Source organism: Streptomyces sp. Root431, assembly GCF_001426585.1.
Lineage (GTDB): Bacteria > Actinomycetota > Actinomycetes > Streptomycetales > Streptomycetaceae > Streptomyces > Streptomyces stackebrandtii.
Map to the genome: position 1 here is coordinate 244,447 of NZ_LMEI01000012.1, position 14,516 is coordinate 258,962.

The following is a 14,516-nucleotide window of genomic DNA, read 5'->3' on the forward strand; positions in this document are numbered from 1 at the left end:
ACCCCTTGAGCAGAGAAGGACGACCGCGATGGCCTCCCCCCGACTCCCCGCCGCGATCCGCGCGCCGTTCGAGGCCCGCACCTGGCGTGCCCTCGGATACGTGCTGATCGGGCTGCCGCTCAGCGTCTTCTGGTTCGCGCTCTCCGTCGCCCTCGTCTCGGCCGGCGCGGGGCTGCTCGTCACCTTCCTCGGAGTGCCGATCCTGGCCGGGGCGCTCGCGATGTGCCGGGGCTTCGGCGCTGTCGAGCGGGCCCGGGCGCGGGCGCTGCTCGACCTCGACGTGCGGGCGCCGGAGCCGGTGCGGGGCAAGACCGGCGGGGCGTTCTCCTGGATGGGCGCGATGCTGAAGAGCGGGGCGTCGTGGCGCCACCTGCTCTACGCGCTCCTGCACATGCCGTGGGCCATCGTCGGCTTCACGGTGTCGGTGGCGCTGTGGGCCTGGGGCTGGATGCTCTTCACGTACCCGCTGTGGCAGTGGGTCTTCCCCGCGTACGTGGGGCAGGACGGCCTCCAGCTGTACGGGGACGGAACCCACAACTTCTACCTCGACTCGCCCTTCGAGACCGGCGTGACCAGCGCCATCGGGCTGCTGTTCGTGCTGGCCGGGCCGTGGGTGCTGCGCGGGATCGTCGCCGTCGACCGCTTCCTCGTCGCGGGGCTGCTCGGCCCGTCGCGGCTGGCCTCGCGGGTGACGGAGCTGGAGTCGGACCGGGGCGTGGTCGTGGACACCGCCGCGGCGGACCTGCGGCGCATCGAGCGGGACCTGCACGACGGCCCGCAGGCCCGGCTCGCCTCGCTCGCCATGGACCTGGGGCTCGCGAAGGAGAAGCTGGCGGAGGACCCGAAGGCCGCGGCGGCGATGGTCGACGAGGCGCACGGCGAGGTGAAGGTCGCCCTCCAGGAGCTGCGGGACCTGGCCCGGGGCATCCACCCGGCCGTCCTGACCGACCGGGGCCTGGACGCGGCGCTCTCGTCGGTGGCCTCCCGGTGCGCGGTCCCGGTGTCGGTGGACGTGGACCTGCCGGGCCGGCCGGTCGCGGCGATCGAGGGCATCGCGTACTTCGCGGTCTCGGAGCTCCTGCAGAACGTCTCCCGGCACGCTCGGGCGCGGCGCGCCTGGGTGGACGTGTGGCGGTCCGGCGGCCGGCTGATGATCCAGGTGCGGGACGACGGCGTCGGCGGCGCGGAGGCGGCGGCGGGCCGGAGCCTGGCGGGGCTCACGGAGCGGGTCGGGGCGGTGGACGGGGTCGTGGCGGTGGACTCGCCGACGGGGGGTCCGACGACGGTGACGGTCGAGCTGCCCTGGCGTGCGTAGCGGTACCCGTACCTCCTTTCTCTCCCTCTCGGTCCGCTCCGGGGTCCTCCCCCGGAGCGGACCGCTTGCTGCGATGCTGGGGGCCACATTGACCTTCGGGACAGGGGGCTGCGGGACGTGGGTGTACAAGAGGTGACGGACCGGGTGCGGGTGGTCATCGCGGAGGATTCGGTGCTGCTCCGTGAGGGGCTGACCCGGCTGCTGACCGACCGGGGGCACGAGGTCGTCGCCGGAGTGGGTGACGGGGAGGCGCTGGTCAAGCTGGTGGCCGGGCTCGCGGACGAGGGCGCTCTGCCGGACGTGGTGGTCGCGGACGTACGGATGCCGCCGACGCACACGGACGAGGGCGTCCGGGCGGCGGTGCGGCTGCGCAAGGAGTACCCGGGGCTCGGCGTCCTGGTGCTGTCGCAGTACGTGGAGGAGCAGTACGCCACCGAACTCCTGGCCGGTTCGAGCCGGGGTGTGGGCTATCTGCTGAAGGACCGGGTCGCGGAGGTCCGCGAGTTCGTGGACGCGGTCGTCCGGGTCGCCGGGGGCGGTACGGCCCTGGATCCCGAGGTCGTGCAGCAGTTGCTCGGCCGGAGCCGGCAGCAGGACGTGCTCGCGAACCTGACCCCGCGCGAGCGGGAGGTCCTCGGTCTGATGGCCGAGGGACGGACGAACTCGGCGATCGCCCGCCAGCTGGTGGTGAGCGACGGCGCGGTGGAGAAGCACATCAGCAATATCTTCCTGAAGCTGGGCCTCTCGCCGAGTGACGGTGATCATCGGCGGGTACTGGCGGTGTTGACGTATCTGAAGTCCTGAAAATCTGACACTCTGTCAGAATCCAGCGCGGCCGCGCGTGACCGAGTGCGGCCGAGTGCGGCTGGAGCGAGGCCGGAGCGACATCGGGGAGGCTGCCGACCGTCCGACAACCGGAGGGTCCTAGATCCAATGGATGAGGCGTAACGCGACCTTCCGGAACAATCCGGGTGGCGACAGAACGTGACAATTCAGGGCAAGAGGGCGTCTCAAAAAGAGGTCCGGTATGCGAGAAGTCCCGGGAGGGCCCCCCTTACCGTCGTAGGGTGGGCCACGGGACGACCGGTGATCGGCCGGCGTCTCCCGAGCCTTCTCCCGCCTCCGGCGGAGAGTCCCCTTGCCACGAGGGAGGTCCAGTTCAGTGACCAGCCAGGTCAGTAGCGAGGCCGGTGAGGCCCTGCTCGGGGAGCAGCGCAGCGCCCCGGCGACGGCCCACCACGGCACCGAGAAGGAAGTGCGCCGGCTCGACCGGGTGATCATCCGCTTCGCGGGCGACTCCGGTGACGGCATGCAGCTCACGGGTGACCGCTTCACCTCGGAGACGGCGTCCTTCGGGAACGACCTCTCCACGCTGCCGAACTTCCCGGCCGAGATCCGCGCACCCGCCGGAACGCTGCCGGGCGTCTCGTCCTTCCAGCTGCACTTCGCCGACCACGACATCCTGACCCCGGGCGACGCCCCGAACGTGCTGGTCGCGATGAACCCGGCCGCGCTCAAGGCCAACATCGGCGACGTGCCGCGCGGCGGCGAGATCATCGTGAACACCGACGAGTTCGCCAAGCGCGCCATGGCCAAGGTCGGCTACGCGACCTCGCCCCTGGAGGACGGGTCGCTGGACGGCTACCGCGTCCACCCGGTGCCGCTGACCACGCTGACCCTTGAGGCCCTCAAGGAGTTCGGCCTGCCCCGGAAGGAGGCCGAGCGCAGCAAGAACATGTTCGCGCTCGGGCTGCTCTCCTGGATGTACCACCGGCCGACCGAGGGCACCGAGACCTTCCTGCGCCAGAAGTTCGCGAAGAAGCCGCAGATCGCCGAGGCCAACGTGGCCGCCTTCCGGGCCGGCTGGAACTTCGGCGAGACCACCGAGGACTTCGCCGTCTCCTACGAGGTCGCCCCCGCGACCCGGGCCTTCCCCACCGGCACGTACCGGAACATCTCGGGGAACCTGGCCCTCTCGTACGGCCTGGTCGCCGCCTCCCGCCAGGCGGACCTGCCGCTGTACCTGGGCTCGTACCCGATCACCCCGGCCTCGGACATCCTGCACGAGCTCAGCAAGCACAAGAACTTCGGCGTGCGGACCTTCCAGGCCGAGGACGAGATCGCCGGCATCGGCGCCGCGCTCGGCGCGGCCTTCGGCGGCGCGCTCGGCGTGACGACGACGTCCGGCCCCGGTGTGGCGCTCAAGAGCGAGACGATCGGACTGGCCGTCTCCCTGGAGCTGCCGCTCCTCATCGTCGACATCCAGCGCGGCGGCCCGTCCACCGGTCTGCCCACCAAGACCGAGCAGGCCGACCTCCTCCAGGCCATGTACGGACGCAACGGCGAGGCCCCGGTGCCGATCGTCGCCCCGAAGACGCCCGCCGACTGCTTCGACGCGGCGATCGAGGCGGCCCGGATCGCCCTCACCTACCGCACGCCCGTCTTCCTGCTCTCCGACGGCTACCTGGCCAACGGCTCCGAGCCCTGGCGCATCCCGGACGTCGACGAACTCCCGGACCTGCGGACGCAGTTCGCCACCGGCCCGAACCACGAGCTGGCCGACGGCACCGAGGTCTTCTGGCCGTACAAGCGCGACCCCGAGACGCTGGCCCGCCCCTGGGCCGTGCCCGGCACCCCCGGCCTCGAACACCGCATCGGCGGCATCGAGAAGCAGGACGGCACCGGCAACATCTCGTACGACCCCGCCAACCACGAGTTCATGGTCCGCACCCGCCAGGCCAAGATCGACGGCATCGACGTCCCCGACATCGAGGTCGACGACCCGGACGGCGCGAGCACCCTCGTCCTCGGCTGGGGCTCCACCTACGGGCCGATCACGGCGGCCGTCCGCCGCATCCGCCGGGAGAACGGCCACATCGCCCAGGCCCACCTGCGCCACCTCAACCCCTTCCCGAAGAACCTCGGGGAGGTCCTGAAGCGGTACGAGAAGGTCGTGATCCCCGAGATGAACCTCGGGCAGCTCGCCACCCTCGTCCGCGCGAAGTACCTCGTCGACGCCCGCAGCCACACCCAGGTCAACGGCATGCCGTTCAAGGCCGAGCAGCTGGCCGCCGCCCTCAAGGAGACCATCGATGCCTGAGCCCACGGAGCTCCTGCTCAACCTGGTCCCCAAGGCCGAGGCGCAGCAGTCGATGAAGGACTTCAAGTCCGACCAGGAGGTCCGCTGGTGCCCCGGCTGCGGTGACTACGCCGTCCTCGCCGCCGTCCAGGGCTTCATGCCCGAGCTGGGCCTGGCGAAGGAGAACATCGTCTTCGTCTCCGGCATCGGCTGCTCCTCCCGCTTCCCGTACTACATGAACACCTACGGGATGCACTCCATCCACGGCCGCGCCCCGGCGATCGCCACCGGCCTCGCCACCTCCCGCCGCGACCTGTCCGTCTGGGTCGTCACGGGCGACGGCGACGCGCTGTCCATCGGCGGCAACCACCTCATCCACGCGCTCCGGCGCAACGTCAACCTGAAGATCCTGCTCTTCAACAACCGGATCTACGGGCTGACCAAGGGCCAGTACTCGCCCACCTCCGAGGTCGGCAAGATCACCAAGTCGACCCCGATGGGCTCGCTCGACTCGCCCTTCAACCCGGTGTCGCTCGCGCTCGGCGCGGAGGCGAGCTTCGTGGCCCGCACGGTCGACTCCGACCGCAAGCACCTCACCGAGGTGCTGCGGCAGGCCGCCGACCACAACGGCACGGCGCTCGTCGAGATCTACCAGAACTGCAACATCTTCAACGACGGCGCCTTCGAGGTCCTCAAGGACAAGGACCAGGCCAAGGAGGCGGTCATCCGCCTGGAGCACGGGCAGCCGATCCGCTTCGGCGCCGAGCTCGACAAGGGCGTCGTCCGCGACCAGGCCACCGGCGACCTCCGGGTCGTCACGGTCACCCCGGAGAACGAGTCGCACATCCTGGTCCACGACGCGCACTCCGCCTCCCCGACGACGGCCTTCGCGCTCTCGCGGCTCGCCGACCCCGACACCCTCCACCAGACGCCCATCGGAGTCTTCCGGTCGGTGGAGCGGCCGGTCTACGACACGCTGATGGCCGAACAGCTGGAGACGGCCGTGGAGCAGCACGGCAAGGGCGACCTGAGCCGGCTCCTCACCGGCAACGACACCTGGACGGTGGCGGGATAGGTCGGCGGGCAGCACCCGGCCACGACCCTGGGGCCCGGTCCGTACATCCGTACGGGCCGGGCCCCCGTCATGTCCCGCTCTGCGCCGCCTGCTGCGCCGCCTTCTGCGCCGCCTCGTCGAACTTCCCGAGGAAGACGGGCTTTCCGCCCTTCACCTGCCACAGGAAGAGCCCCACGAGGGCCGTTTCCTTGCTGTCCCTGCCCTTGCCGGCGTACAGCTTGGCCAGTCCTTCGTAGACCTCCCGCACCAGGGTGTTGGCGATGCTGGAGGCCTTCGAATCGGCGCCGTCCCGGACCGCCGAACGCAGCGCCTCCGTGACCCAGTTGACGGCGTCGTACGCCTCCGTGGCATACCGGTCGACGGGTGTCGTCCCGGACAGTCCCCACCGCTTCCGGTACGCGGCGGCGAAGGCCTTCGCCGCCGGGATGCCGTCGGGGTCGACATAGCTCGTGCCGAAGTACCAGCCCTCGGCCGCCGGGCCCGCGAGGGTGAGGAACTCCGGCTGGAGGACGTACTCGACGGTGCCGCAGGGCCCGTCGTACCCCTGCTCGCGCAGGGCCTTGGCGCACAGTGCTGCCCGGCGCGGCGAGTCGCCCGCGTACATCACGCCCTGCGGGTCGGTCGCGAGGGCGGCCCGTACGGCGGACGCGAAGTCCTCGCTGTCCGCCTCGACGGGGTGCGAGGTCACCACCCCGCCCCGCTCCGTCGACGGCGGGGTGGCCTTCATGCTCTTCACGGCGAACCAGCTGTACCGGCCGGCGGCGCGGTCCTCCACGACGGCCGTCCGGAGGGCCTTGGCCTCGGTGAGGTAGCGCCCGAAGGGCACGATCATCACGTCGGGGGAAGGCCGCGCCTCGAAGTAGGTGCGCCGGACGGTCTGTCCCTCCATCAGCTCGCCGGTCGGGAGCGCGGCGAGGACGCTGACCAACGAGACGTTCCGGTCGACCAGTTCGCCTCCCGCGGCGAGGGCGGTCGGGGCGGTCGCCGGGCCGACGACACCGACCAGGTTCTCGTCCTTGAGGAGGGTCAGGACGCCGGCCTTGGCGCGCCGGGGGTCCCCGCCGTCGTCCGCGACCCGCAGGAGCAGGTCGAAGGGGCGGTCCCCGCGGGCGTTGAAGGTCTCCACGGCCACCCGGGCCCCGCGCTCCTGGGCCCTGCCGTCCTTCCCCGAGGGGCCGCTGAGATCGGTGAGCAGACCGAGCGTGTACGTGGAGCGGAGAGCCCCCGTGCCGCCCGTCCCGCCGATCGTGCCGCCGCCCGTGCCCGTCCCCGCCGGTGCGCGGGTCAGGAGCCAGGCGGTCAGGCCGCCCGCGGCCGCGACGGCCGCCGCCGAGCCGCCGACCAGCAGCCCGCGCCGCGAAACCCCCTTCGGGGGCTCGGAGTTCACCAGCAGCGTCGGTTCGGCGACCGGCAGGTCGAGGACCCGCGAGGACCGCTGGGCGATGAGCGCGGGCAGGCCGGGCGGCAGCCAGTCGCCCGCCGGGCCCTCGGCCTCCCCCAGCGCGGCCCGCACCTCGGCCGCCGTCGGCCGGTCCGCCGGATCCTTCGCCAGACAGGCTCCGACCAGCGGCAGGATCGTGTCCGGTACGTCGTCGAGGGCGGGCTCCTCGTGGACGGTGCGGTAGACGACGGCCGCCACCCCACCCGTACCGAAGGGGCGCTCCCCCGTCAGCGCGTACGCGAGGACGCAGCCGAGCGAGAAGACGTCGCTGGCCGGGCCGACCTCGCCGGCCCCGGAGACGCGGGCCTGCTCGGGGGCGAGGAAGCCGGGGGTGCCGATCATCGCGTCCGTGGCGGTCAGCGCGGTCGCCCCGGCGGAGCGGGCGATGCCGAAGTCGATGAGCCGCGGCCCGTCGAGGGCCAGGAGGACGTTGCCCGGCTTGACGTCCCGGTGGACGAGCCCGGCGGCGTGCATGTCGGCGAGCGCGGCGGCGAGCCGGGCGCCGAGGGCCCGTACGGTCGGCTCGGGCAGGGCGCCGTGCAGGCCCACGGCCTCGGCGAGCGACGGCCCCGGCACGTACTCGGTCGCCAGCCAGGGCCCCCGCGCCTCCGGGTCCGCGCCGAGGACACGGACGACCCAGCGGCCCGTGATGCGTTCGGCGGCGCGGGCCTCGCGGCGGAACCGCTCCCGGAAGCCGGGGTCGGCGGCGTGCTCGGACCGGATGAGCTTGAGCGCGGCGAGCGCCCCGCCGCCGGAGCGGGCGAGGTAGACGACGCCCATGCCACCGGCGCCGAGGCGGCCGAGGAGCCGGTAGCCCGCGATCGAGGACGGATCGGCCTTGCGGAGAGGCTGCACGTCGGTCAGGCCCTCTGCTTCCCTGTGGTCGCCTTCTTCGCGGGGACGACGGGTGCGGTGCCGATCAGCTTGAAGGCGCCGTTCTGCACGGCGTGCACGAAGGTGCCGCCGTTGGTGAGGTCGCCGTTCTTGTCGAAGGTGTAACCGCCCATGACGCCCGTGTACTTCTGCTTCCGCAGCGCCTCCCACAGCCCCTTGCGGGCCGGGGCGCGGCCCGCCTTGGCGCGCCGCGCGAGCTCGGCCAGGGTCATGGTGACGACGTCGTACGACTCCCCCGTGTAGTACGCGGGGGCCGCGCCGAACCGCTTGCGGTGGGCCGCGGCGAAACCGGCGGCCTCCTTGCGAGTGACGGAGTCGAGCACGGGGGCGCCGAAGAACCAGCCCTCCGCACTCGCGCCGGCCTCCTTCAGGAACGCCGGCCCGAAGGCCAGCTGCCCGGCGAACTTCGGCCCGGTGAAGCGGAGTTCTTCGAGGGCGCGGGCGGCGAGGACGGCGGTGCTCCGGACTCCGCAGTGGACGTACGCGTCCATGCCGGCGTCGATCATCCCGCCGAGGATCGTCCGGTAGTCCCGCGCGCGGGCCGGGACCACGCGGAAGCGGGGCGCGAGGCCGGCCTGCCCGAGGCCGAACTGGACGCCCCGGACGAGCTGCCAGCTGTACTGGTCGTCGGTGCGCTCCTGGAGGACTCCGGGGCTGCGGATGGCGGACAGGAGCGTGACGGCGTAGGCGAGGTGCATCCCGGCGTAGACGTGGTGGGGGATCGCCCGCAGCACCGTGGTGTTCGGCGAGCTCGCCGCGTCCCGGAGGGTGAGCAGGTTGTAGCCGGCGGAGACGGTGAGCAGCGGGAGACCGGCCTCCTCGAAGGCGGGCAGCGCGTTCTGGGCGGTGTCGTCGGAGGTGGCGCCGAGCACGGCGAGCACGCCCGGGTCGGTGGTGAGCCTGCGGGCCGCCTCCCGGGCGGTCGCCGGATCGCCCCGGTCGTCGGAGACCTTGAGTTCGAGCCTGTACGGCTTGTCCTTGCGGGCGTTGAACTGCTCGACGGCGAGGCGCGCGCCGCGCTCCTGGGCCAGGCCGATCTCCTTGGCGGGCCCCGACAGGTCGGCGAGGACGCCGATCTTCCAGGTGGTGCGGGGCGGCGCGGGCTTCTTGCCGTCCGTCCTCCCGTCGTCGCCGTCGTCGTCGCCCGTCAGGGCCGACCAGGCGGCGACGGAGCCGCCGCCCACGGCGAGGACGGCGGCGCCGGAGGCGAGGAGCAGGAAGCCCCGCCTGCTGCGCTTCGGCTCCTCCGCCGGTGCCGTGCCGGACGCGGTGGCGTCGATCTCGGGGAGGGCGAGCATCCGGGCGGAGCGTTCGGCGATGGTCCGGACGACGGGGGCGGGCAGCCAGTCGGCGGCTCCCCCGGGGGTGTCCTCGACGAGCCGGACGCCGATCTCGGCGGCGGCGGGCCGGGCGGCCGGGTCCTTGGCTAGGCAGGCCCGGACGAGGTCGAGCAGCCCTTCGGGTACGCCGGTGAGGTCGGGCTCGTCGTGGACGGTCCGGTACATCAGGGCGTCGACGGCGCCGGTGCCGAAGGGCGGGCGGCCGGTCGCCGCGTACGCGAGGAGGCAGCCGAGGGCGAAGACGTCGGCGGGCGGGCCGATGGCCCCGGTCCGGGCCTCGGCCTGCTCGGGGGCGAGGAAGCCGGGGGTGCCGACGACCATGTCGGTGGCGGTGAGCGCGGTCTCGCCGGTGGCGCGGGCGATGCCGAAGTCGATGAGGCGGGGGCCGTCGACGGCGAGGAGGACGTTTCCCGGCTTGACGTCCCGGTGGACGAGCCCGGCCGCGTGCACGGCGGCGAGGGCGCGGGCGACGGCCCAGCCGAGGAGGCGGACGCTCCGCTCGGGCAGCGCGCCGTGCGCGGTGACGGCCTCGCCGAGGGAGGGGCCGGCGACGAAGGCGGTGGCCATCCATGGTTCGGGGGCGTCCGGGTCGGCGCCGGTGACGGGGACGGCCCAGGGGCTGGAGACCCGGCGGGCGGCCTCGACCTCGCGGCGGAAGCGGGCCCGGAAGTCGGGCTGGTCGGCCTGGTCGGCGTGGGTGACCTTGACGGCGGCGAGCTCGCCGTTCGCCGTACGGCCCAGGTAGACGACGCCCATGCCGCCCGCGCCGAGCCGGCCCAGGAGGCGGTAGGCGGCGATCGAGGACGGGTCGGAGGGGAGGAGCGGCTGGAGGGCGCCGGGCTCGGGCTCGGGCCGACGCTGCGGCCGGGGCTGGGGCTCGGGCTGGGGCTGGGGCTTGGGCTGCGGCTCGGGCTGGGGCGGCGTGGGGTTGCTCATGACTGGACCTCCAGCTCGTCCTGGACGCGTTCGAGCATCGTGACGAGGGCCTGGACCTGGGCGGGGACGGTGCCGACCTTCGTACCGGAGTCCTGCTCGGCGTAGCCGGGCGCGCCCTTGACGACGGTGGCGACGGTGACCTGGCCGATCCGCGACTGGTACCAGCCGTAGAACTGCTCGCCCTTCACGGCGTCGTTGACGTACACCCCGCGCTCCCCGAGGGAGTCGTCGGCGGTGTAGTTGCCGCCGACGCCGAAGGGGTTGCCGAGGGAGATGAGGCCCGAGATGCGTTCGCCGTCGCGCAGCTTCTGGTCGGGGCAGCGGAGCGCCTCCTCCAGGGTCCCGGCCATCTCCCAGTCGGCGTCGGCCTCGGTGCGGTGGACGGTGACCGTGGCGGCGACCCGGAGGTTCCCGAGGGCGCCGTCGGCGGGGACCTCGCTGTAGGCGGTGACGCTGGCGAGGGCGGTGGAGGGCCGGGTGCCCGTCTCCCAGGAGCAGTTGGCGCCGAGGACGGGCCAGTAGTCCGGCTCGCTGAGGTGCGGGGTGCGCTTCACGTAGTCCGGGCCCCAGACGTCGGGCCCGGCGACGACGGCGAGCGCGATCCGCCGGGCGTCGGCCTCGGTCTTCGGCGCGCGCTTCGGGTCGGGGACGAAGCCGAGGTCCGTGGGCGCCGGGGCGACGGTGGTCGGAGCGGCGCTGGTCGGGGCCGCCGACGTACTCGTACTCCCCTTGCCGTCGGGTCTCTTGCCGCCGTCACCGCCGCCGTCACCGTCGCCGGAGCAGCCGGTCAGGAGCAGTCCGCCCACCAGTAAGCCGCAGCACGCGCGCAGCAGATTTCTGTCCCCGTACGCCACAAGTCCCCCACGGTCCCTCACGGTTTCCCCACGAACGTGAGCAGATCGTACGACTTGAAAGGTCAACTCGCCCCGGCTACCGCATCATTGAGACGAGACGGTGGCACTCTCGCGACGTGCCGCGTCGTACCGGGCGCGGGCCTCCTCGACCGCCGCGACCCGGCTGTCGGTCCAGCGGGCGAGCTCCCAGACCCGGCGGGCGGCCTCCTCACCCATGGCGGTGAGGCTGTAGTCGACGCGGGGCGGGATGACGGGCTTGGCGTCGCGGTGGACGAAGCCGTCGCGCTCCAGGGTCTGGAGCGTCTGCGTGAGCATCTTCTCGCTGACGCCGCCGACCCGGCGGCGCAGCTCGCTGAAGCGGTACGCGCGCTCGCGCAGCGCGATGAGGATCAGGACCCCCCAGCGGCTGGTGACGTGCTCCAGGACGAGCCGGGCGGGACACATGCCACCGCCGACGACGTCCGCCGTCAGACTCTTCGGCTTCGCACTTACTTCCATACCAGTACCTTACTTCAAAGTGGGTACTTTCGGAAAGATAGCGCCCGCCGTACGGTAAGTGCATCGCCCAGCGCACCCCACGGGAAAAGGAACAGGACCCACCATGAGCATCGTCGTCACCGGAGCCACCGGACAGCTCGGCCGTCTCGTCATCGACGCCCTCCTCGCCACCGTCCCCGCCGGGTCCGTCGCGGCCGTCGTCCGCGACAAGGAGAAGGCCGCCGACCTCGCGGAGCGCGGCGTCGAGCTGCGGATCGCGGACTACGGCAAGCCCGAGACCCTCGCCGGGGCCTTCGAGGCCGGCGACCGGGTGCTCCTCATCTCGGGCAGCGAGGTCGGGCAGCGCGTCCCGCAGCACGCCGCCGTGATCGACGCCGCCAAGGCGGCGGGCGTCGCCCAGCTCGCGTACACCGGCGTCCTCGGCGGCCCGGAGGCCGACTTCGACCTGGCCGCCGAGCACAAGGAGACCGAGCGGCTGATCCTCGCCTCCGGCCTGCCGCACACCTTCCTCCGCAACGGCTGGTACAGCGAGAACTACACCGCGAACCTCGCCCCCGTCCTGGCCCACGGCGCCGTCGTCGCCAGCGCCGGCGAGGGCCGGATCGCCTCCGCCGCCCGCGCCGACTACGCCGCCGCCGCGGCCGCCGTCCTGACCGGCCCGGCCGAGGAGCACCTGGACAAGGCGTACGAGCTGAGCGGCGACACCGCCTGGTCGCTCGCCGAGTACGCGGCCGAGGTCGCCGCCCAGTCCGGCCGGGAGATCGCGTACAACAACGTCCCCGCCGAGACGCACCTCGCGGTCCTCACCGGCGCCGGGGTCCCGGAGCCCTTCGCCGCGATCCTGGTCGACGTCGACCGGGCCGTCGGGCACGGCGCGCTCGCCCTGCGGACGGGCGACCTGGCCCGGCTGATCGGCCGCCCCACCACCCCGATCGCCGTGACGATCAAGGAAGCCCTCGCCGCCTCCTGAATTGTCATGACCGTATGGCGATACGGGCATGACAACCCGCCCCGTGCGGCGCTACCTTCGACAGGACAGCGCGGCGCGGGGCAGGGCAGGGCGGGAGGTCCGGTGGAGACGAAGACGAAGGTGAAGACGGAGAGCGAAGGACGAGCAGGACTGCTCTACGGGATCGGCGCCTACGGCATGTGGGGACTGGTCCCTCTCTTCTGGCCGCTCCTCAAGCCCGCCGGCGCCGTCGAGATCCTCGCCCACCGGATGGTGTGGTCGCTCGTCTTCGTCGGCCTCGCGCTGCTCGCGCTCCGCCGCTGGAGCTGGATACCGGAGCTCGTGCGCAGCCCGCGCAAGCTCGCCCTGATCACCGTCGCCGCCGCCGTCATCAGCGTGAACTGGGGCCTCTACATCTGGTCGGTCAACGCCGGCAAGGTCGTCGAGGCCTCCCTCGGCTACTTCATCAACCCGCTCGTCACCATCGCGCTCGGCGTCCTCGTCCTCAAGGAGCGGCTGCGCCCGGCGCAGTGGGCGGCGGTCGGCGTCGGCTTCGCGGCCGTCCTCGTCCTGGCGATCGGGTACGGGCAGCCGCCGTGGATCTCGCTCACCCTCGCGTTCTCCTTCGCGATCTACGGCCTCGTGAAGAAGAAGCTCAACCTCGGCGGCCTGGAGTCGCTCGCCGCCGAGACCGCCGTCCTGTTCCTGCCGGCCCTCGGCTATCTGATCTGGCTCGGCGCCCAGGGCGATCTGGCCTTCGGCTCCGAGGGCGCGGGCCACGCGGCCCTGCTCGCCTCCACCGGCATCGTCACGGCGGTGCCGCTGGTCTGCTTCGGCGCGGCGGCCATCCGCGTACCGCTGTCGACGCTCGGCCTGCTCCAGTACCTGGCGCCGACCTTCCAGTTCCTGCTCGGGGTCCTGTACTTCCACGAGGCGATGCCGCCGGAGCGCTGGGCGGGCTTCTCCCTCGTCTGGCTCGCCCTGACGCTCCTCACCTGGGACGCACTGCGCACGGCGCGGCGGAGCCGGGCGGCGATGGCGGAAGCGGTGGCGGATGCGGTGGCCTCGGTCGAGGCGGCAGCGGCCACAGAGGCCGGGTCGGCGGCGGAAACCCTGGCGGCCGAGGCCCCGGCGGCGCACCCCGGGCGCTGACCCTCACACGCTCAGAAGGTCGTGCTCCCGGATCAGCCAGCAGACCGCCGTCAGCCGCAGGGTCACGAAGTCGTGGCCCGCGGGCTCGGTCCACTCGACCTCGGAGAGCCCGTCGGTGAAGCCGAGGACGTAGTCGGCGAGCTCCTCCCGCCGTACGGTCCGGCCCTCCGGGCCCCGCTGGCCCGGGACGAGCGCGTCGCACACGGCGGCGGCGTGCTGGTCGACGGCGGCCGCGAGGCCCGGCTCGGAGGTGACCTCCGCGAGCCGGGGCATGTACGCGACGGCGACATCGGTCAACGGGCAGCCGGGAAAATCACTCATCGCTCCACATTAGGTTTGAATCCGTGCCAATCAGGGCGTTCGGGCCGTGACCTTGCTCGCACTACGGTTCCCTCTTGTAACCGACCCGGTCCTGCGCCAGGATCGGCGTCATGGATGAGAGCGCCCTGAAGGCGGCACCGAGCCACTGCGCGGGAAGCTACGGAAGCGACGGGGACCCCGATCCCTTCCAGTGGGACACCCGCGAGGACTGCGAGGTCCGCCAGATCCTCGACCGCGTCGCCGACAAGTGGTCCCTCCTCGTCATCGCCCTCCTCGACCGCCGCGTCCTGCGCTTCACCGAGCTCAAGCGCGAGATCGACGGCGTCAGCCAGCGCATGCTGACCGTGACGCTGCGCCAGCTGGAGCGCGACGGCCTGGTGAAGCGCACCGTCCACCCGGTGGTCCCGCCCCGCGTCGATTACGAGCTCACGCCCCTCGGCGGCACCCTGCACACGACGATCCGTTCCCTCGTGACCTGGACCGAGCAGCACCAGAACGAGATCGCGGCGGCGCGCGAGGCGTACGACGCGAAGGAGGCGGCACTCGCCTGAGGGCCGGGACCCCGGACGGACCACCGGACCCCGGACGGACCGCCGGACCCTCGACGGGCCGCCGGACCCCGGACGGACCACCGGATATCCGGTGGTCCCTCGACGGGCCGC

Annotated in this window: 12 protein-coding genes; 7 read left to right on the forward strand and 5 right to left on the reverse strand. The window is 72.8% G+C overall.

Features of this window, described 5'->3' with window-relative positions; translation table 11 throughout:
• Nucleotides 1-28: 28 nt before the first annotated feature.
• The 4 genes from ASC82_RS23325 to ASC82_RS23340 all read left to right on the forward strand — a co-directional run bounded on the left by ASC82_RS23325 (nucleotide 29) and on the right by ASC82_RS23340 (nucleotide 5,469).
• A complete protein-coding gene (locus ASC82_RS23325; RefSeq protein ID WP_056651384.1) occupies nucleotides 29-1,315 on the forward strand; it encodes a sensor histidine kinase in 1,287 nt (428 codons plus the stop codon).
• A 144-nt stretch (nucleotides 1,316-1,459) separates the two neighbouring features.
• The gene (locus ASC82_RS23330) at nucleotides 1,460-2,119 is read left to right on the forward strand and encodes a response regulator transcription factor (protein ID WP_056652441.1); all 660 of its coding nucleotides are present in this window, start codon (nucleotides 1,460-1,462) and stop codon (nucleotides 2,117-2,119) included.
• Nucleotides 2,120-2,477: 358 nt separating this feature from the next.
• Nucleotides 2,478-4,415, forward strand: a complete 1,938-nt coding sequence (locus ASC82_RS23335) for a 2-oxoacid:acceptor oxidoreductase subunit alpha (protein WP_056651387.1) — start codon at nucleotides 2,478-2,480, stop codon at nucleotides 4,413-4,415.
• Nucleotides 4,408-5,469: a 2-oxoacid:ferredoxin oxidoreductase subunit beta gene (locus ASC82_RS23340; RefSeq protein WP_056651389.1), complete on the forward strand. Its 1,062-nt coding sequence runs from the start codon at nucleotides 4,408-4,410 to the stop codon at nucleotides 5,467-5,469. Before ASC82_RS23335 ends, ASC82_RS23340 begins: the two co-directional genes overlap by 8 nt.
• Before the next feature lie 67 nt (nucleotides 5,470-5,536).
• Here ASC82_RS23340 and ASC82_RS23345 read toward each other — a convergent pair whose 3' ends face one another.
• From ASC82_RS23345 to ASC82_RS23360, 4 genes are all read right to left on the reverse strand, one after another.
• A complete protein-coding gene (locus ASC82_RS23345; protein ID WP_056651392.1) occupies nucleotides 5,537-7,765 on the reverse strand; it encodes a bifunctional serine/threonine-protein kinase/ABC transporter substrate-binding protein in 2,229 nt (742 codons plus the stop codon).
• 5 nt (nucleotides 7,766-7,770) lie between these two features.
• On the reverse strand, nucleotides 7,771-10,080 hold the full coding sequence (locus tag ASC82_RS23350; protein WP_079039435.1) for a bifunctional serine/threonine-protein kinase/ABC transporter substrate-binding protein: 2,310 nt from the start codon (nucleotides 10,078-10,080) through the stop codon (nucleotides 7,771-7,773).
• Nucleotides 10,077-10,886: a hypothetical protein gene (locus ASC82_RS23355; RefSeq protein WP_242427748.1), complete on the reverse strand. Its 810-nt coding sequence runs from the start codon at nucleotides 10,884-10,886 to the stop codon at nucleotides 10,077-10,079. Before ASC82_RS23355 ends, ASC82_RS23350 begins: the two co-directional genes overlap by 4 nt.
• 132 nt (nucleotides 10,887-11,018) lie before the next feature.
• Nucleotides 11,019-11,432 (reverse strand): helix-turn-helix domain-containing protein, encoded by a 414-nt coding sequence (locus ASC82_RS23360; RefSeq protein WP_056651393.1) that lies wholly within the window; start codon nucleotides 11,430-11,432, stop codon nucleotides 11,019-11,021.
• 103 nt (nucleotides 11,433-11,535) lie between these two features.
• On the opposite strand from ASC82_RS23360, the gene ASC82_RS23365 reads away from it, so the two are divergent.
• Together ASC82_RS23365 and rarD are read left to right on the forward strand one after the other, a co-directional pair.
• On the forward strand, nucleotides 11,536-12,402 hold the full coding sequence (locus ASC82_RS23365) for an NmrA family NAD(P)-binding protein (RefSeq protein WP_056651396.1): 867 nt from the start codon (nucleotides 11,536-11,538) through the stop codon (nucleotides 12,400-12,402).
• Nucleotides 12,403-12,522: 120 nt separating this feature from the next.
• Nucleotides 12,523-13,533 (forward strand): EamA family transporter RarD, encoded by a 1,011-nt coding sequence (rarD, locus tag ASC82_RS23370; protein WP_056652450.1) that lies wholly within the window; start codon nucleotides 12,523-12,525, stop codon nucleotides 13,531-13,533.
• A gap of 3 nt (nucleotides 13,534-13,536) precedes the next feature.
• Here rarD and ASC82_RS23375 read toward each other — a convergent pair whose 3' ends face one another.
• Nucleotides 13,537-13,854, reverse strand: a complete 318-nt coding sequence (locus tag ASC82_RS23375) for a DUF6401 family natural product biosynthesis protein (RefSeq protein WP_056651399.1) — start codon at nucleotides 13,852-13,854, stop codon at nucleotides 13,537-13,539.
• A 110-nt stretch (nucleotides 13,855-13,964) separates the two neighbouring features.
• On the opposite strand from ASC82_RS23375, the gene ASC82_RS23380 reads away from it, so the two are divergent.
• On the forward strand, nucleotides 13,965-14,405 hold the full coding sequence (locus ASC82_RS23380; protein WP_056651402.1) for a helix-turn-helix domain-containing protein: 441 nt from the start codon (nucleotides 13,965-13,967) through the stop codon (nucleotides 14,403-14,405).
• Nucleotides 14,406-14,516: the final 111 nt, after the last annotated feature.

Coding starts and splice junctions, on each gene's coding strand:
- ASC82_RS23325 (WP_056651384.1), top strand. CDS start 29: ATGGCCTCCCCCCGACTCCCCGCCGCGATCCGCGCGCCGTTCGAGGCC.
- ASC82_RS23340 (WP_056651389.1), top strand. CDS start 4,408: ATGCCTGAGCCCACGGAGCTCCTGCTCAACCTGGTCCCCAAGGCCGAG.
- ASC82_RS23350 (WP_079039435.1), bottom strand. CDS start 10,080: ATGAGCAACCCCACGCCGCCCCAGCCCGAGCCGCAGCCCAAGCCCCAG.
- ASC82_RS23360 (WP_056651393.1), bottom strand. CDS start 11,432: ATGGAAGTAAGTGCGAAGCCGAAGAGTCTGACGGCGGACGTCGTCGGC.
- ASC82_RS23365 (WP_056651396.1), top strand. CDS start 11,536: ATGAGCATCGTCGTCACCGGAGCCACCGGACAGCTCGGCCGTCTCGTC.
- ASC82_RS23375 (WP_056651399.1), bottom strand. CDS start 13,854: ATGAGTGATTTTCCCGGCTGCCCGTTGACCGATGTCGCCGTCGCGTAC.
- ASC82_RS23380 (WP_056651402.1), top strand. CDS start 13,965: ATGGATGAGAGCGCCCTGAAGGCGGCACCGAGCCACTGCGCGGGAAGC.